The sequence below is a fragment of the Amycolatopsis sp. NPDC114505 genome, assembly GCF_055633615.1.
Genome location: NZ_JBVKDV010000006.1, coordinates 255,223 through 271,859, shown reverse-complemented (window position 1 = coordinate 271,859; position 16,637 = coordinate 255,223). Strand labels below are relative to the sequence as shown.

13 protein-coding genes and 1 tRNA gene are annotated in these 16,637 nt (G+C 67.8%); 3 read left to right on the top strand and 11 right to left on the bottom strand.

The window, feature by feature from the left end; translation table 11 throughout:
- Positions 1–88 precede the first annotated feature (88 nt).
- On the bottom strand, positions 89–3,007 hold the full coding sequence (locus ACZ7OU_RS47785; RefSeq protein ID WP_470260371.1) for a hypothetical protein: 2,919 nt from the start codon (positions 3,005–3,007) through the stop codon (positions 89–91).
- Positions 2,994–3,851, bottom strand: coding sequence for a hypothetical protein (locus ACZ7OU_RS47780; RefSeq protein WP_470260370.1), 858 nt, complete (start codon positions 3,849–3,851; stop codon positions 2,994–2,996). The genes ACZ7OU_RS47785 and ACZ7OU_RS47780 overlap by 14 nt, the downstream gene beginning before the upstream one ends.
- Positions 3,852–4,560: 709 nt before the next feature.
- Here ACZ7OU_RS47780 and ACZ7OU_RS47775 point away from each other — a divergent pair.
- A complete protein-coding gene (locus ACZ7OU_RS47775; RefSeq protein ID WP_470260369.1) occupies positions 4,561–5,478 on the top strand; it encodes a hypothetical protein in 918 nt (305 codons plus the stop codon).
- Positions 5,479–5,539: 61 nt separating this feature from the next.
- On the opposite strand, the gene ACZ7OU_RS47770 is transcribed toward ACZ7OU_RS47775, so the two are convergent.
- From ACZ7OU_RS47770 to ACZ7OU_RS47745, 6 genes are all read right to left on the bottom strand, one after another.
- A complete protein-coding gene (locus ACZ7OU_RS47770) occupies positions 5,540–6,196 on the bottom strand; it encodes a hypothetical protein (protein ID WP_470260368.1) in 657 nt (218 codons plus the stop codon).
- Between the two features lie 1,170 nt (positions 6,197–7,366).
- Positions 7,367–8,410 (bottom strand): tyrosine-type recombinase/integrase, encoded by a 1,044-nt coding sequence (locus tag ACZ7OU_RS47765; RefSeq protein WP_470260367.1) that lies wholly within the window; start codon positions 8,408–8,410, stop codon positions 7,367–7,369.
- Entirely contained in the window at positions 8,407–8,877 is a 471-nt protein-coding gene (locus ACZ7OU_RS47760; protein WP_470260366.1) for a hypothetical protein, read from the bottom strand. Before ACZ7OU_RS47760 ends, ACZ7OU_RS47765 begins: the two co-directional genes overlap by 4 nt.
- Before the next feature lie 140 nt (positions 8,878–9,017).
- Positions 9,018–9,101 (bottom strand) — tRNA-Leu (locus ACZ7OU_RS47755).
- A complete protein-coding gene (locus tag ACZ7OU_RS47750) occupies positions 9,067–10,851 on the bottom strand; it encodes an AfsR/SARP family transcriptional regulator (RefSeq protein ID WP_470260365.1) in 1,785 nt (594 codons plus the stop codon). The genes ACZ7OU_RS47755 and ACZ7OU_RS47750 overlap by 35 nt, the downstream gene beginning before the upstream one ends.
- Positions 10,852–10,887: 36 nt before the next feature.
- On the bottom strand, positions 10,888–11,829 hold the full coding sequence (locus ACZ7OU_RS47745) for an NmrA/HSCARG family protein (protein ID WP_470260364.1): 942 nt from the start codon (positions 11,827–11,829) through the stop codon (positions 10,888–10,890).
- Between the two features lie 155 nt (positions 11,830–11,984).
- Between ACZ7OU_RS47745 and ACZ7OU_RS47740 the strand changes: the two genes are divergently transcribed.
- Entirely contained in the window at positions 11,985–12,758 is a 774-nt protein-coding gene (locus ACZ7OU_RS47740; protein WP_470243405.1) for a cellulose-binding domain-containing protein, read from the top strand.
- Here ACZ7OU_RS47740 and ACZ7OU_RS47735 read toward each other — a convergent pair.
- The 3 genes from ACZ7OU_RS47735 to ACZ7OU_RS47725 form a co-directional block, all read right to left on the bottom strand.
- On the bottom strand, positions 12,730–13,782 hold the full coding sequence (locus ACZ7OU_RS47735) for a cytochrome P450 (RefSeq protein ID WP_470260363.1): 1,053 nt from the start codon (positions 13,780–13,782) through the stop codon (positions 12,730–12,732). The two genes, ACZ7OU_RS47740 and ACZ7OU_RS47735, sit on opposite strands and share 29 nt — an antisense overlap.
- Before the next feature lie 61 nt (positions 13,783–13,843).
- Positions 13,844–14,038, bottom strand: coding sequence for a tryptorubin family RiPP precursor (locus ACZ7OU_RS47730; protein WP_470260362.1), 195 nt, complete (start codon positions 14,036–14,038; stop codon positions 13,844–13,846).
- 32 nt (positions 14,039–14,070) lie between these two features.
- Positions 14,071–14,964: a LysR family transcriptional regulator gene (locus ACZ7OU_RS47725; protein ID WP_470260361.1), complete on the bottom strand. Its 894-nt coding sequence runs from the start codon at positions 14,962–14,964 to the stop codon at positions 14,071–14,073.
- A gap of 97 nt (positions 14,965–15,061) precedes the next feature.
- Here ACZ7OU_RS47725 and mdlC point away from each other — a divergent pair, with 97 nt between their 5' ends.
- The gene (gene mdlC, locus ACZ7OU_RS47720) at positions 15,062–16,636 is read left to right on the top strand and encodes a benzoylformate decarboxylase (protein ID WP_470260360.1); all 1,575 of its coding nucleotides are present in this window, start codon (positions 15,062–15,064) and stop codon (positions 16,634–16,636) included.
- Position 16,637 lies beyond the last annotated feature (1 nt).

Sequence of the window (16,637 nt, the reverse complement as noted above, 5' to 3'; positions counted from 1 at the left end):
GTACCGGGCAATCCTTCCGCGCCCGCATCCCCTATCCGCAGGCCAACGCACCCTGCGTACATCGGCACCATCTCGACGGCTGACGACGTCAAGCGACCGCTACACCTATCTTCTGTGCGAATTCGATCATTCCCCATGACGCCAACGTCTGAACGAAGCGACGGGTAAGGTCTCGAATATCCTGATCTTCGCTACTGATCAACGCCCGCAAGATCGCCTCTGACTTCTGGACGGCATAGTATCGCTGCTGATCAGTGGCCGCGTGGCGCAGAACTATTTCGATCGCCTCTAGCGCCTCCTTTTCATGGCCTTCGTATCTAGCAACCACGTCTTGAATTACCATGCCTGGCGCTTCGATGCGCGGCGCGATCCTTAAGACTGCGAGCAGTTCCTCGAACTCCCACGCGGTTCCGAGTTTGGCCGCGTGCCACCATCGATGGAATCCTGAAACCATGCGGGCAGCACCACCGGGGTCCCCATCACGACTCTCGGCACGTTTTCTCCACCAGGTCCACAGGGTGCGCAGATTCTCAGCTGTGACGTCGTCGAGGGATTCCTCATGCTGAAGCTGGAACCCGAGTTGCATGAATGCCTCTCCGGCCCACTGTGATCGAAAGACGGGTTTGAGGCGCGGGTCGTCGACCTTTAGGACGTCCCACACCACGAATAGCAGCATGTGATCTAGTAGGCGTTGACGGGTGTCTCGCCGGGCCCCTTGTCGCGTGCGTGGAGGCTCGCGCAAGGTGCGGAGTGCTTGTTCGTAATAGGCCTGCATAAGGTCCCACATGCCGACGTGAGGCATCGCGAAGAGGAGATAGGCGTCCAACGCTACTTGTCCGAGCTGCTGCTCACGGGTCCGCGAAATGGCCGAATCAGGTTGCTGCTGGCCTGCCGTCGCAGCGGTTGCAGGTGCACCGAAGATTCCAGCGACGTGCGCGCTTGTCCACCGCGGCAGGTAGCAGTGCAGCAACTTGATGTGCTGCCCGTAAACTGATCGGATGGCCGGGGAGGGCTCGCGTTCAAGGTCCAGATGCTGATCCAGCATCGTGATGAGCTGCGCAGGTGCGGTCGCTTCGGTTCCACCGTGCGCGCACCACCAGCTGATGAAGGCCATCACTGCGTTCATGGTGATCCCGCGGACGGAATTGATCGATCGCGTGGTGGGATCCGAAGTGGCGAGATCCTCACCCTCGTCGACAGGTGTCGGGTCTGGACTGTCCAGAAGTTGCGCGAGGACCGCGAGAATGTCGTCGGCGCTGTCGAGCGTCAGTCCGGCGACAGATACGGTAAGACCGGTGTCGATCAGGTGCGCCAAGCTTCGATGCAACCACCGAGAAGAGTCGGGGGTGTGCCGCGCATCGGACTCACCGGTGTCAGAAAGATCGGCGATCGCTGTGCTCGCTTCGAGCAGGGTGGGCCAATCCAAGTTCAAGGTTGGCGGTTCGCCCCCATCGTAGTTCTTCCTGGCAGCGGCGGAAAGGACGGTTGCAAGGCCGGTGAGCAGTTTGGAGATGTACAGCGGTGGCAGGGTCGCGAATTGCGTGGCTTGGGCGGTGTACTCGTCGGGCCGAGACTGAATGTCTTGGACGATCACGTCGGCCAGGGACTCCTCGGGGCTATCGAACAGCCACGAACCGGTCGGCGAGTAGTCCGCCAGCCAGAGCACGAGATCCTCGACGGACATGGCTGCTACCTCGGCAGCCGAGAGAGGAGATTCTGGCCTGATCGCAGGGTAGGTGACATGACTCAGACCGGGATGTGCCGGCATTGTCACATCTCGGGTCGCCAGGTCCTCGGCGATTGCATGCAGCGGCGCTGGCAGCTCAGCACCGAAGAGTGCAAGCCGCTCTGCTCGCCAGTGATCTGCGTACGCGCTGGCCGCGTCGTCGTCTGAGCTTCCGCTCAGCGCCGTCAGGCGCTGCACATGTTCGTCACTAAGGTGCGGGCCGACGCGCACCCGTTCCGCTATCGTCTCGACATCCGCGGCGGAAAGGTGCGGCAACATGGCGCGGACGAGCAGGCCGTACTCCAGGCGGCTTGACGAGTCTGCCAGCGAGCCGTCGGCCATCACCCAGTCTCTGGCTCGGGCACGCAGGGCCGTCACCCAGTCGGCTGACGGCGCGTCCTGACCGGTGTCGTCGGCCTCGTTGATGACAACTGTGGCCAAGTGGTAGGCGATCCGCCGGAAGATCGCGGGCGGTCGGGCCAGCAACTCATCCAAGAGATCCAGCCGACCGGTTCTACGCAGGTAGCTCAGGCCGGCGTCACGCAAGCCGTCAATCAGCGGGTCAACGTCGCCGTGGAGATGCTGATTTTCCGGGTGATCGCCGATTGACACCCTGCCGTAGTTGATCAACTCCCAGCGGCGCGGGTCGTCGCCGCCCTGATCGAGTGCCTCGGCGAAGACACAGACCCCTGCCGCGCTGGATCCTGCCAGTGGCTGGGTGAGCGCCTGCGCCACCTCGCCCAGTACGTACTCGTCGCGTATCGAGCTCAGCAGCGCCAATGCAAGACGTTCGCCCGTATTCGTATCGTCGAGTCGCAGAAGGGCTGCGGTCAGGCTCGTAAGATCCCGCTCGTCAAGCCAGGCTGCGTGCGGACCGCGCATCCACGACACGGCCAGGCTCGCGAATTCGGCAGCTTGAGTCGGCGGTAAGGCCAGCAGGGCTGCAACAAGGTGACGTTGGACCAATGGGTTGGTCGTGCCGCCGACCGCGTCAATCAGGCTCACCGCCGTCTCAGGCACGGCCGCGGCCACGCGAGCGAGGTAGGCCGCAGGGGGCCAGTCGAGGATCTGGACGCTTCCGTCGTCACCGACGATCGGCTCGGGCACACGATCGGTATCGAACCAACCGCGAGCCGCTAAGGGTGCAAGCCACAGCGGGTTGTCCAACCTCTCGAAGAAGTACTGAAGACGCCGAGGCTGGTTCACCAGCCTCTCAGCCTGCTCAAGCTGTTCGGGAGTCGCGCTCGGCCAGGCGAGTTTCTGAGGATCAGGCATCGTCACCAGCCCTCTCGGCGGGCACCTCAACCCCAACGGAAACGTGCGGAACTGCCGCACTGCCACCCGGACCGTCGATATCGAGCACCCGTTGTTGGGTTTGGGCCAACAAGTCATCCAGGTCTGCCACCACGTCCAGTGGTGCAAGCACTCCGCGCATCACGTCTTCCAGGAATTTGAAGTCGTCGGCGAGCTGATCTTCCGGGATTGCTTGGGGCCGCTTATCGAAAGCATGAACCCAAGGAAAAAGTCTATCGACAATCTTGACCCAACGGTCGACAGTAGGGTGACGTTCGGCTGCAGACTGTCCGTCCGGGGCATGCGGGTCAACAATCATCAGCGCAGCGCGACGGCGGTTGCTGCCACGTATACGCGTGGACAAGACAAGATCAGCTGCTGCCACTAAAACCGGCCTGGGGATGTGGCACTCGTCCGTAGCACTACCCGACGTCGGGCATCCGGGAACCTCGCCTACGTCGTCTGGCAAGCCGGCCTTCCCCCACGCCTTGGTCAAAATGGGTAGCTTGCTTTCCGTATTGCTGCGATCCACCCTGGCCACGTTGACGGCGTCCGGCATATGGTTGCACAACTCGCGCACCGCGTGCGCGAGGTGCGACATCCGCGCTGGTGCGTCCGGCGTATGCAGAAAGTAAAGGGCTGACTCATAGTAGTCGGCGAGCAACTGCATGCGCTCAGTCAGCAGCGCATGCAGGCTCCGGCGCTGCTCGGTCCATCCGACACCGTCACGCTGCCCAACCGACGACATAGCCCAATACAATGACAGATCACAGGCACTTCGCCGCTGCAACAAGCCGAGCGCAACATCGAATTCTCGTTTCACCAGAAGCACCGACCGATTCGATCGGGCCAAGCCCTGGAAGACGACAAGCGCACGGTCACGCCGGCCTGGGTCTGACCGATTGCGGCCAGAGTCCAGTCTGATCATCTCCTTCGAGACCACGGGACGAGTCGTAGGAGCGTTTCGAGCGTGTGCGCGGCAGCGGCTCGCGTCGAGCGTCGACGTGCGAGCGTCGCACACAGGGCGACTACGGCGATCAATGACATCGCGATGCCGGCCAGCACGACCAGGCACACGAGCGCTGTGCGTGCTTCGCTGCAGAGAGCGAGCACGGTCGGCAAATACGCCAAGGTAGCCGTTGACCGGACGGCCCGTCGCCGGTCCGGGTCCTTCTGAGTGGTTCTCACGTCACCGCCTCGGTCCACACCCCCAACCAAGTGCCGCGGGGCGGCGTCTAGTAGGCCAGAGGTGGTCGCGTATTTATTGACATACTTCGCGGGGTTCTAAGGATGCGGTGCCGATGAGAGCAGCCCCTGGCGCAGCAGACCGTCGGCTGATCGAGCAGCTGGCCGAACGCGGTCTGACTGCGTCGCCAGCTCAGCTCGAGCGGTGGAGACGGGCGGGGTTACTGCCGAGGAACACGCGTCACGGGCGTGGCCGGGGGCGTGGGTCGGTCGCCACAGCTGAGCCGCAAACCGTGGAGATCGCGGCAGCTCTGGCTCGGCACGCCCGCCAGGGTCGCGACCTGCGCTTGGCGGTCGTGGACTGGTTCGCCGAAGCAGGTCTCGCCCTCCCGCCGGCCGAGCCTGTACCCGACCCGCCCGACGAGGCTGTCCGCACGGCGATCGTCTGGGTGTTCGAAAGGAACCGTCAGCATCGACTTGTCCGGATTGCACGCTCGGCAGCAACGGAGGCGGAACGAGACGCGTTCTACACAGCAGCGGAACAGTCCGTCCGACGCAGCGGCGCACCGGCTCCGCGGCCGCTCGACCCCGACCTGATTCGTCAGTCCCTGCTCAGCGGTACGGACGTCCCGGACAATGAGGATCCGGTGCTCCCTGACGAACAACAAGCAGCCATGATCCACTTGACGGCCAGTCTGGGAATGGGGATCGACGAGGTCGGTCCGGAACTCTTCGCGGCGTCCCTCATGCAGCTCGGTATGATCCCGTCGGGTACTACCGCGGCCGAGCTGGCCAGCCTCCTGGCTGACCCGACACGGTCTTTCCACCTACGTGCGGCACTGGCGACGACGAGCGCCAGCGATGAGCTCGAAGCAGTGCGGCGCGCTGACGCGGGGCAGCTACGGCGGGCACGAACGGTGGCCAACGGTCTGGCCGGGTTCGGTGCAATCTACTTGATGCACGGCCTGCTGATGCCTGACACCCTCGGGTTTTCTGCGCTACGCGCGCGGATCGATAAACTCGGACTACGTGACCTACTGATGGCTCTGGGGCCATCAATGAGGTCGACTGCCGGATTCGTTTCGACCGTCGTGTCCTGTCTCTCGCCGTGGATGTCGAACCTCTACGACGCATTGCTCGACGGCGTCGAGAAAGGGCCTGGGCTGTTGCATGGCCCTGACGACCAGCACACTGCCGCGAAGTTCATCGATGAATGGATGGGGACCATCGCCAGACTCCGGTCCGAGCGCGGAGGCAGTGACAGTTCGATGTAGCGGTTGCGGGCCCGTACGGTTACGTCTTCGCCGTCACGTTCGCGAAGGCCAAGTTCGGCACCTACGCGGAGATGCTCCGCTCTGCACGTACCAGCTTCACGAGCGTTCGCGACCGCTCTGCGCCGACCCCCAGTGTCTTCCGGAGGTTCTCGGCAGAGACCGGACGCTGATACAGCTCTCGATGCCGCCGGTCCTCATGCCGTGCCCGCTCAAGCAACTCAGCGTCCACATTCACCTCTTCTTGCCACTCGGCCACAGCACTGGATGAGTCGGCGGCCTGGGCGACGCCAGCCGGACGCCCTGTGGCTGATACGGCGGCCAGCGCCTGCAACAGGACCGGCCCCACCTCAGCCCAGCCGATCAGCAACAGCGGACCCACCGCATCGAACAACGCCTTTCCCACCTCGCCGAGGATCAACGGCTCAGCGACGTTCAGCGCCAACGTCACCACACTCGAGGCCAACAGCAGCCGCCGCGCCGGCCGGATCACCTCAGCAGGAGCGCCTCGCATTGACAAGGATCGAATCGCAAGCAGCAGCCCGACCACCGACAGATCCACCGCAGGCGCCACCAGTGGTGCAACCCAGACCGGCACCCCCAGCCGAAGAGCCAACGTGAACACGTTCCCGAAACCGAACAGGAAGGTCAGAGCCACGATGACCCCTACGATCAGCGTGACCGCCGAGAGCACCGGATCACGCCCCTCACTCGGGCTCATCACAGCACCAGCCCTCCCTGGCAGCCCTCAGCCGTACCGACGTCCGCCACGGTTGACCTGCGCGGATACGTCGACAAAATCCGGCACGCGCGTGCCCGAGAAGTGCCCGAGAGGTCGCGCACACGACGACAGAAACCGGCAGGGTCCGACACAGGTGATGGCCGGTGACCAGTCGAAAAGGTCTTGTCCGACATCACTCGACACCATCCGACAGCGAGGACAGCGAACTCTTAATCAGCGGGTTGAGATTCTGACGGTATCCGAAATTCGTCGCTCGTTCCGATGCTCCGTCAGGCGCCTGAGACGTGTCCGCCTTGCACTCCGCTTGAAAGATCCAGTCAAGCCGGCACACTCGGCCAGCCGTCAATAAGCGGCCGATGAAGGCTGAACTGGACCGGTCCTCTTCGCAATCAGCAGCTCGAGTTGTCACGTTGAGCTGCGACTCCGGTGCGAGGTTGCCAGTGAGGCGCATCTCGCGGCATTGTGGCACTATTCACCCGGTCGGATGATCGACGCCCTCCCACGTCAACTCACGTGAAGGCAGCATGTCTAACTCTCCAAGCAGCTCGGGAAACCTGATAGTAGGCAGCGCTTCAGTACCACGGTCTGCGGCCGGCCCCCGCTCATCGACGAAGCATGTCCTACAGCCGGCGCAGCAGATTATCGAAACGCTCGCGATTCCCGCATTCACCCGAGCGGAGTCCCAGGTCGCACCGCTTCCCGTACCGGAACTGGAGCCTTTGGCGGGACACTCGACAGCAGGATTCGCGCTGGTACGCGTAGACGGCTCAGGAGCTGTCGCGTCGAAAGGCACCGTGAACCTTCTAGGCTGGCCAGCAGGTCTTCCGATTCGCTACGACGTGCGGTGCGGCCTGATCGTGGTGAGCGCGAGCCCTGACGCCGCGCGACGGGTGCCGGCGAAGCTGAATCTCGTTTTGCCGGCGTAGGTCCGTGCCCGCTGCCGGATTCAGGCGGGTGACCAGCTGCTTCTCGCCGCGCTGATGGAGCACGAGTTGCTGGTCATCTACTCCCAGCGCCGCCTCTACGAGATGGTGATCGCCTACCACGACACCCTCAGAGCTGAACCGGACACGCTCCCGTGACTCCTGGTCCACGACCCGATCGCGAGGTGGTCGCACGGCTTACGATGCTGCGCGACCACCTCGCAGGTCAGGCGTCCAGGTCGACCGCCAGTGGGTGAGGTTCACCGGTCAACGCAGCGAGGGCGGCGGCGACCTCCGCGACGCCGGCCTTCACGTAGCGGACCGTGGTCATGTCATTGGACGATCGATGTCCGGCGTAGGCGCGGGCGACGGCCATGCCGAAGTTGCGCTCGACCCAGGTCAGGGTGGTGTGGCGCAACCAATGTGCGCTGATCTGCAGTGAGCATGCCCATTCGAGCTCCTTCTGGACACGGCCGAAGATGTGGTCGTAGCGGCGCCGCGTGATGGGCTTTCGGCTGGCGTAGCGCAGCAGCTGACCATCGGGGTCGCCGTCTCCACGCTCGTCGAAGTGGGCAATGAGGTGACGCATGAGCGTCGGGGAGATTGGCTGCCAGCGTTCGGTGTATCCCTTCTCCCGAAGCAGGATGGCGCTCTGTTTCCGGTCGAGGTCGCGGCGGCGCAGCCCGAGTGCGCCGCCACGGCGGCAGGCGCTCTCCTCGTGCAGCCGGCAGATCAGAGCGTCGAGCTCAGGGTCGTCGCCGGTGCTGGCCACGACCTCATTGAGCTCCTTGATCTGGCCGGCGGCGATGGCGCGGCGGGTCGACTCGTTGCGCGAGGGCTTGGTGACACGGATGGCTGGATTCGCTCGCTCATCCAGGCGCCCATCGTCGACCAGGTGCTTGTAGAGGCACCGCATAGCCGCGACAAAGTTCTCCGCGGCGTTCTGGCCGCCACGGGAGTTGCGGCGGACCAACGCCGTTCTACGGACGTACTCAGTCATCGTCTTGATCTCGGTGCCGGTGATGGTGTCCATGCGCCGGTCTCCCCACACGGCCTCGGCCTTCTTCCAGTACGAGCCGTAGGAGCTGGCCGTGCGAGGCGACAGGAGCCCGGCGACGACGGGGATCCATTCGCGGATCGTCGGCACCGGACGGTCCTTGGTCGCCGCGGATGGGGGTGGGTCGCCGATGAGGTCGGCGGGGTTGACGCCCAGGCGTGCGAGCAGCAGCCGGGCGGTTTCGAGATCGGCAGGATCGGTGGTGTCAGTCATCGGTCCGCCTCCTCAGCGGCAAGGGTGGTGTGGAAGTCGCGCAGCATCGCGTGCACGACGTGCTCGGGGTGTACGACCAGGACGTCCTGCTCGAGGTCGGCGGCGATCAGCACCCGGCTGCCGGCCAGCACGCGGCAGCCGTGCCGGACGATGCCGGGCAGCACGACATAGGGCTTGGTGGTCATGCGGAAGACGCCGTCGGTGCGGCGGCTGATCACCGCTGAAGATCCGATCTGGGTGATCAGCAGCCGGTCCCCTGGCTTCCATTCCAGGGCGGCGACGATCCTGCGGTCCTGGATTCGTCCGGAGGCGTCCACCAATGCGGTGGAGAACCGTCGGTGCCGGTCGCCGACCTGGCCGACGAGTTCGGGCATCGGCGGCGCGGCGGGTGCTGCCGCCGGTCCGCGATCGAGAGCGGGCACCGCGGCGCGAGGTGGTATCGAGAGCGGCTGGATGCGGCCGGTCATGACACACCTCCCCGGCAACGCTCGTGCGGGGAGGGCACGGTCATGATCAGCGTAGCCGACCGCGAAGGTGCAGGTATGACGAAAGGACCCACCGAGGTGGGCCCCTTACTCTGTGGTGCGGGAGATATCCCGTAGATTTGTGTCCGAGGGGGGACTTGAACCCCCACGCCCGTTAAGGGCACTAGCACCTCAAGCTAGCGCGTCTGCCATTCCGCCACTCGGACCTGCTGAAGAAAGAGTATACGGCTCCCCCGCACCCTTCTTCAGGGGGGTCTGGATCGACCCTCTGTGACCCTCTGGCATCATCCGGTGGCTTGCGACCTCCTGCATCGATTCAGCCCGGCCTCGGGCGTACCTGCGGACCGGCTCCTGGTAGCTGTAGCGCTCCGGGCCCGGGGACTCCAGCAAGTGCACGTCCACCAGGGACTCCAGCAGGTTTGCCGTGTCCGCCTGCCCGAGGTCCAGGACCTCGGTCGCCGTCGCCGTCGAGAACGTCGGGAATGCCGACAGCCGCTCGAATGCCCGGATCTGCCACGTCGTCAGCTCTGCCAGTGCCGATTCGTACGGCTTCTCTATCGCCTGGCACTCCGGGGGCCTTGTCGGCGAGCCCGGTGTCGGGGGACCCACTCGCTTCAGTGCCTCTGCCATCGTCCAGCTCGGGCGGGCTGCCAGGCGCGTCCCTATTGCCTGGAGTACCTGGGGTAGGCCTGCCGTGCCTGCTGCCAGCCTTCGGGACTCCGGGAGCTCGGCGCTCACTCGGTCCGGGCCCACCAAGTGCGACAGCAATGCCAGGGAATCCGGAAGATCCAGGCCGCCCAGTTTCGTCCATTGTGCGTGGGGCAGGTCGTACGAACGCTGACGCGCTGTGATCAGCACCGCCGGACCTCCGGTGCCCGGCAACAGGGGGCGGATGTCGTCGGTGGGGCCGGCGTTGTCCAGGATCACCAGCACACGGCGGCCCGTTGTGCGGGTTCGCCACAGCGCCGCTCGCTCGCTGGGTGAGGCCGGGAGGTTCGTGGTGCCGATGCCGTGTAACAGCTCGGACAGGGGGTCCGCCGAGGCTGCCATGTCCAGGAACAGGCGGCCGTCCGGGAAGTCGGGGGTCAGGGTGTGGCCCAGGTGGACCGCCAGCGTCGTCTTGCCGATCGCCACCAAACCCTCGATGCCGATCACCGGGACCGCGAAACGCGAAGTCAGCGCCTGGGACAGCGCCGTCGTCTCCGCCGCCCTGCCGACGAACTCCGGGAGGTCCGGGGGCAGCTGTGAAGGGCGCGTCATCGGTGCCAGCGACGGGTCCGCCGCCAAGATCCGGCGCTGCATCTCCTGCAGCTCGGGACCGGGATCTAGACCCAGTTCGGACTCGAGGAGGCGCTGCGTCCTGGCGTAGACGTCGAGGGCCTCCGCCTGGCGGCCCGAACGGTACAGTGCCAGCATCTGCAGCTCGCGGGGCCGCTCGCGCAACGGCTGCTCGGCGATCAGGTCCGTCAACGCCGCCGCCGCTTCGACGTGGTGGCCGGCCGCGATGTCCGCTGCCGCCAGGTCCTCCCGGGCCGTCGAACGCAGCTGCAGCAGGCGGACGCGTGCCGCCTCCGCGTAGTCGCCGTTCACTCCGGCCAGCGGGGTTCCGTGCCACCAGCGCAGAGCCGCGCGCGGGTGGCCGGAGGACAGCAGGCGCTGGAACTCCGTCACGTCCAGGGACTCCGCCCGGATCGCGTAGCCGCCGGCGGCGGACTCGATCGGCACGCCCGCGTGCCGCAGGCGCGACACGTACGAGCGCACCATGCCGATCGCCGCCCTTGGCTCGGCGCCGCCCCACAACGCCGAGACCAGCTGGGACGGCGACAGCGGCGTGCCCTCCTGCAGGAGCAGCACCGCCAGCGCCGCCCGCTGCTGGGGCGGGCCCAGCTCGATCTCGGTGTCGCCGCGCCACGCCCGGATCGGCCCCAGGACTTCGAACCGCATCGCATCGGTCACGCAGAGCGCAACCGGTGGCCGCGGACACCTATTCCGTCACAGCCCCTGGAAGGCGTCCCGGTGGGAAGCGAGCCAGGTGGCGAAGTCCTGCAGCCGCGGGTTCAGCCGCCGCACCGCTTCCGGGTCGCGCGCGCCGGCGAACACGTCTTCGTGCTCCGCGTAGTAGAAGAACATGTTCGAGAGGTCGTCGGCGCCGGGGAAGCCCGACGTCCGCAGCGCCTCGACGCTCATCGGGCGGTACGCGACGTCGGTCCCGAGCTCCTTCGCGAACGCCGCCGCGTACTCCTCGCCGGTCAGGTTCTCGCCGGAGATGCTGATCCGCTCCCCCGCCGCCGACGGGCCCTGCGCGAAGACGCCGAACGCGGTCCGCCCGATGTCCTCCGCCGCGATGCCCGGCAGGCGCGCGTCGCCCATCGGCAGGTGCAGCGCGAGGACGCCGTCGTCGTCGCGGACCGGGCGGAAGAAGTCGGCGAAGGCCTCGAAGTAGAACGTCGTCGAGAGGAACGTCGTCGGCACGCCCGCCTCGACGAAGAACGCCTCCGCCTCGGCCTTGCTGTCGAAGTGCGGGACCTTGTAGCGCTCGTGGAGCGTCGGGACGCGGTCGTCGCGCAGGTGCAGGCGCGTGTCCGGCAGCGTCGACCAGATCACGTGCTTCAGGCCCGCGACCGACGCCGCCGCCGCCATCGCGCGGGCCTGCTGCTGCTCGCGTTCGACGGAGTTGTACTCCCAGAACGCCGTGACCAGGTACGCGCCGTACGCGCCTTCGAGCGCCTTCGTGAGGCTTGCTTCGTCGTCGAGGTCCGCGGCGACGACTTCGGCGCCGCGCTCGGCCAGTTCCCGTGCGGCCGCGGAGTCTGGGTTGCGCGTGAGGGCGCGCAGGGCGAACCGCTGCTCCGGGTCGTCGAGGATCGCGCGGGCCAGCCCGCCGCCCTGCTGGCCGGTCGCGCCGACGACGGCGATGAGCTTCTTCTCGGACATCGGGAACCTCCTGGGGTCGGGCCGGGCGTTCCGGCCACCGGTCCAGGTAAGCGCGGCGATGTGCACGGCTGCTGCACGCCGCGTGCACGCGGTTTACAAGACCGCCGCGGATTCCTAGGATTCGCCGGTCGGGCCGCAGAAACTGGAGGATCCGGATGGCGCGCGCCGATCGGCGGCGGGACGACGAGATCTCGGTCGCCGAGCTGCTCCGCGAGACCGGGGCGACGCCGCGGTCGCTCGGCGGACCGCCCGAGAGCACCCCCGCCCGTGAAGAGGACACCGGCGACGGCTATCGGGAACGCCTCGAACAGCGAGCGCGGGAAGCGGCCGCTGACCAGCAGCGGGCCGGCCGGCGGCTCCGGTGGGTGTCCGCGGTCGGCGGCGCCGTCGTGGTACTCGGCAGCCTCGTGGTCATCGCCGTCACCTCCGACAGCTCCCCCGGGCGGCAAGCGGCGCTCGCGCCGGACTCGCTCGCGCCGGCGACGACCCCGCGTTCGACGATCCTGGCGAAGCCGAGTCCCACGCCGATCCCGACCGTGCTGCGGCAGACCGCGTCCTCGACCTCCGCCCCGCCTTCATCGCGGTCTCAGGCGCCGCCCGTCCAGACCGCGACGTGCGTCGTGCGCTTCTCCGTGACCGATCAGTGGAACGACGGCTTCACCGCGGGCGTCGCCATCACCAACAAGGGCAGCGAGACGCTCTCGCCGTGGACGCTGTCCTGGACGTTCACCGCCGGTCAGCGGGTCACCCACGGCTGGGACGGCAAGTACGGCCAGAGCGGCAGCCGCGTGACGGTGAACGCCGAGTCCTACAACGCCACCCTCGCGCCGGGCGCGACCGTGAGCACCGGCTTGAACGGCGCCTTCGCGAGCGGTAACCCCCAGCCCACGGCGTTCACCCTCAACGGCGCCCGCTGCGACGCGGGCTGACGATCTTCACGTCGGCCAGCTCCAGCAGGCCGTCGAGCTCGACGTGCGCGCGGGTGCGCCGCGGGTCGGGCACCAGGCCTTCGGCGCGGACGACGTCGAGCAGGCGGCTCGCCAGCGGCAGCACCAGGTGCCGGCCCCAGCAGCGCTCGCTGACGTGCCCGAACGGCAGGTAACCCGGGTGGTGGTCGGCGTCGAGCTCGGCCCAGCGCCGCGGACGGAACTCGTCCGGCGCCTCCCAGAGCTTCGGTGAGCGGTGGCTCAGCAGCGGCAGCAGCAGGATGTCGTCGCCGGGCGTGATGCGGTCGTCGACCCGGGCGAACTCCGGCGAGCGGACGCGCAGGATGTTCCACGACGGCGGCAGGAGCCGCAGCGCTTCGTTGATGACGTACTCGTTGGGGACGTCGTCGTCGAACGGCGCGCCCAGCCAGACGGCGTTGGTCACCAGCGCGGCGACGGTGAAGCAGATCGGCGCGGCGACGCGGCGGTAGAGGTACATCCGGAAGCGCCGCTCCGCCAGGGTTTCCGCGGCCAGGACCTGCCGCGCGAGGGCGGACAGCTCGACGTCCGGAGCCGGCGGGCGGACCAGCGCGGCGCCGGCGGTGACGGCCGACCACGTCAGCTTCGGCGTCAGCTCCAGGCGGCGGTCGACGAGCACGCGGAACCGGCGGGTCTCCGGCCCGAAGACGAACCGGCGCAGGTGGTCGTGCGGCACGGCGGGCCACGCGCCGGTGAGGTCGGGACGATCGGCGGGACGCTTCAGCGCCGCTCGCACGTCCGCGGCCAGGCCCTGCATCAGGCTCGCGGACTCGGCGCGCGTGACTTCGCGGCCCAGCACCGGCTTGAACGTCGGCCGTTCCTCGGCGCCGGCCGGGCGGGCGCGCAGCACCGCGTCCATCAGCTCCGGGTCCGCGATCCCGACGGTGTCCGGTTCGAGCCGGAAGAGCCCGTCGTCGCGGTGGTCGCGCAGCAGCGCTTCCAGGCGGGGCGCGAAGACGACCTCGCGGTGGGCGGGGGCGATGACCACGTTCGGCACTCCTCGGAGGGGGAACGGGCCGGTCCCGGAGGTCCGGGACCGGCCGCGGCGATCAGATCCAGCCGTACCAGGCGTAGGCCTTCAGGCTCTTCTTGGGAAGCGCTTTCTTGACCAGGCGGACGAGCTTCACCGGATTCCTCCCTAGCTCGGGTGTCAGGATCGTGATCGACGATAGGGAGAACGGGATCGGTTTAGCACGAAGCACTACACGATCGGCCCAGATCTTTCGGCGTGAATTGGGCGCCATGAACAGTGCTTGTCAAAAGAAGGCGTGTTAAATCAGCCGAGCACTTCACGCATGAATGTCACAAGCCAGTGCTGCGCCGGGCTGCGGGCGTGCGTGTGGCGCGTGTACACCGACACCTGCGCCGGCTCGACCTCGAGGGGCAGCTCGAACAGCCGGACCCGGTGCTCGGCCGCGAACATCTCCGCCACCAGGCGCGGCACCATCGCCACCAGCTCGCCGTCCTGGACCAGGTACGGCAGCGCCGCGAACCGCGTCACCTCCAGGACCACCCGGTCGAGCAGCCCGCACGCCTCCAGCGCCCGGCGAGGGCCGTCGTGGCCGGTCGGGCCGAACACCGTCACGTGCCGCTCCGCCGCCAGCTCGGCGAACCCGACCGACGGACCCAGGCGCGGGTGGTCGCGGGACACCATCCCCAGGTAGCCCTCGGAGAACAGCGGGACGCGGGCCACGCGCTGGGAGCTGATCAGCGGCGACGCGATGAAGGCGTCGATCTCGCCGCGGCCGAGCTGGTCGGCGGCGCCTTCGACGTCGAGCGGGCGGACCGTCAGCGTCACCCCGGGCGCGCGAGCGGGCAGCGCCGCCATCAGGCGCGGCAGCAGCGAGATCTCCCCCAGGTCGGACAGGCAGAGCGTGAACGCCGCGCGGGCGGTCGCGGGGTCGAACGACCACGCGCCGCTGACCGCCCTTTCGATGCCGGACAGCGCGCTGTGCAGCGGTTCGTAGAGCGCGCGGGCGGTCGTCGTGGGGACCAGGCCGCCGCCGGTGCGGCGGAACAGCTCGTCGGAGAACCGGCGCCGCAGCTTCTGCAGGCTGTAGCTGATCGTCGGCTGGGTGACGTGCAGGGATTCCGCCGTCGCGGTGACACTGCGAGTCTCGTACAGCAGCACGAACGTCCGCACCAGGTTGAGGTCGAAATCCCGCATCATCGATCCTGTCTATGAACGACCCGGCCAACATCTATTTGAACACGGCCCGGCGACCTCCCTAGGGTCTGGGCCAACCCCGTCCGAGGAGGACCCGCGCATGCCCACCGCCCGCCGGCTCGCCCACGAGTTCCTGCACCGCCGCGGCCTGACCACGATCTTCGGCAACCCCGGCTCCAACGAGCTGCCGTTCCTCGCCGAGCTGCCGGACGACTTCACCTACGTCCTCGGCCTGCACGAAGGCGCCGTCGTCGGGATGGCCGACGGCTACGCCCAGGCCACCGGCCGCCCGGTGCTGGCCAACCTGCACGCCGCCGCAGGCTCGGGCAACGCGATGGGCGCGCTGACCAACGCCGTCTACTCGCGCTCGCCGCTGGTGCTCACCGCCGGCCAGCAGGTGCGCTCGGCCATCGGCCTGGAGGCGATGCTCGCCAACGTCGACGCCACGCAGCTGATGCGCCCCCTGGTCGCCTGGTCCGGCGAGCCGAGCTGCGCCGAAGACGTCCCGCGTTCGCTCGCGCAGGCCGTGTTCGAGGCCGAGCTGCACCGGCGCCCGAGCTACCTTTCGGTGCCCTACGACGACTGGGCCGCCGAACTGGGCGCGAACGCCGCCGTGACGCTGGACCGAAGTGTCCAAAGAGGACTCGCCCCGAGCGGGAGCCAGCTCGACGACCTCGTCGCGACCGTCGCCGCGGCGAAGAGCCCCGCGCTCGTCCTCGGCGGTGACCTCGACGCCACCGGCCTGTTCGACCGGGCCGTCGCGCTCGCCGAGCACCTCGACCTGCCGACCTGGGTGGCGCCGTCGCCGCACCGGCTGCCCTTCCCCAACCGGCACCGGCTCTTCCGCGGCGTGCTGCCGGCCGGCATCGCCCCGATCTCGGACGCGCTGACCGGGCACGACCTCGTGCTCGTCCTCGGCGCGCCCGTCTTCCGCTACCACCAGCACGTGCCCGGCGCGTACCTGCCGGAAGGCACGCGGCTGATCCAGGTGACCGACGACTTCGGCGCCGCCGCCCGCGCGCCGATGGGCGAGGCGCTGGTCGCCGACCCCGCGCCGGTGATCGAGGCGCTGCTGGCCAAGGTGCCCGCCCGGACGTCGACCGGGAGCCATGTCGCGAACCCGGCGCCCCGGACGGGCGAGCGGGCGCTGCACCCGGAGCAGGTCTTCGCCGCGCTGCGCGAAACCCAGGCGGCCGACACCCGCTACGTCGTCGAATCGACCTCGACGAACTCGGCCTGGTGGCGGCAGATGGACCTGCGCCGCGCCGGCTCGTACTTCTTCCCCGCCGCCGGCGGCCTCGGGTTCGGCCTGCCCGCCGCGGTCGGCGTCGCCATGGGCAGCCCGGACCGCCCGGTCGTCGGCGTCATCGGCGACGGCTCGGCGAACTACGGCATCACGGCGCTGTGGACGGCAGCGCACTACCGCGTCCCGGTCACGTTCGTGATCCTGCGCAACGGCGTCTACGGCGCCCTGAAGTGGTTCGGCGAGGTGCTCGGCACGCCGGACGTGCCCGGCACCGAGATCCCCGGCCTCGACTTCGCCGCGATCGCCGCCGGCTACGGCGTTCCCGCCACGACCGTCATCGACGAAGACGACCTGCACAACCAGCTCAAGTCGACCCCGGACGGCCCCCGGCTGATCCAGGTCGACACCGAACCGACCTCCCCGGAGTGAT

Excerpts from the sequence above, each read along its gene's own strand:
- ACZ7OU_RS47770 (WP_470260368.1), bottom strand. The coding sequence starts at position 6,196 with ATGAGCCCGAGTGAGGGGCGTGATCCGGTGCTCTCGGCGGTCACGCTG.
- ACZ7OU_RS47765 (WP_470260367.1), bottom strand. The coding sequence starts at position 8,410 with ATGACTGACACCACCGATCCTGCCGATCTCGAAACCGCCCGGCTGCTG.
- ACZ7OU_RS47760 (WP_470260366.1), bottom strand. The coding sequence starts at position 8,877 with ATGACCGGCCGCATCCAGCCGCTCTCGATACCACCTCGCGCCGCGGTG.
- ACZ7OU_RS47745 (WP_470260364.1), bottom strand. The coding sequence starts at position 11,829 with ATGTCCGAGAAGAAGCTCATCGCCGTCGTCGGCGCGACCGGCCAGCAG.
- ACZ7OU_RS47740 (WP_470243405.1), top strand. The coding sequence starts at position 11,985 with ATGGCGCGCGCCGATCGGCGGCGGGACGACGAGATCTCGGTCGCCGAG.
- ACZ7OU_RS47730 (WP_470260362.1), bottom strand. The coding sequence starts at position 14,038 with ATGGCGCCCAATTCACGCCGAAAGATCTGGGCCGATCGTGTAGTGCTT.
- ACZ7OU_RS47725 (WP_470260361.1), bottom strand. The coding sequence starts at position 14,964 with ATGATGCGGGATTTCGACCTCAACCTGGTGCGGACGTTCGTGCTGCTG.
- mdlC (WP_470260360.1), top strand. The coding sequence starts at position 15,062 with ATGCCCACCGCCCGCCGGCTCGCCCACGAGTTCCTGCACCGCCGCGGC.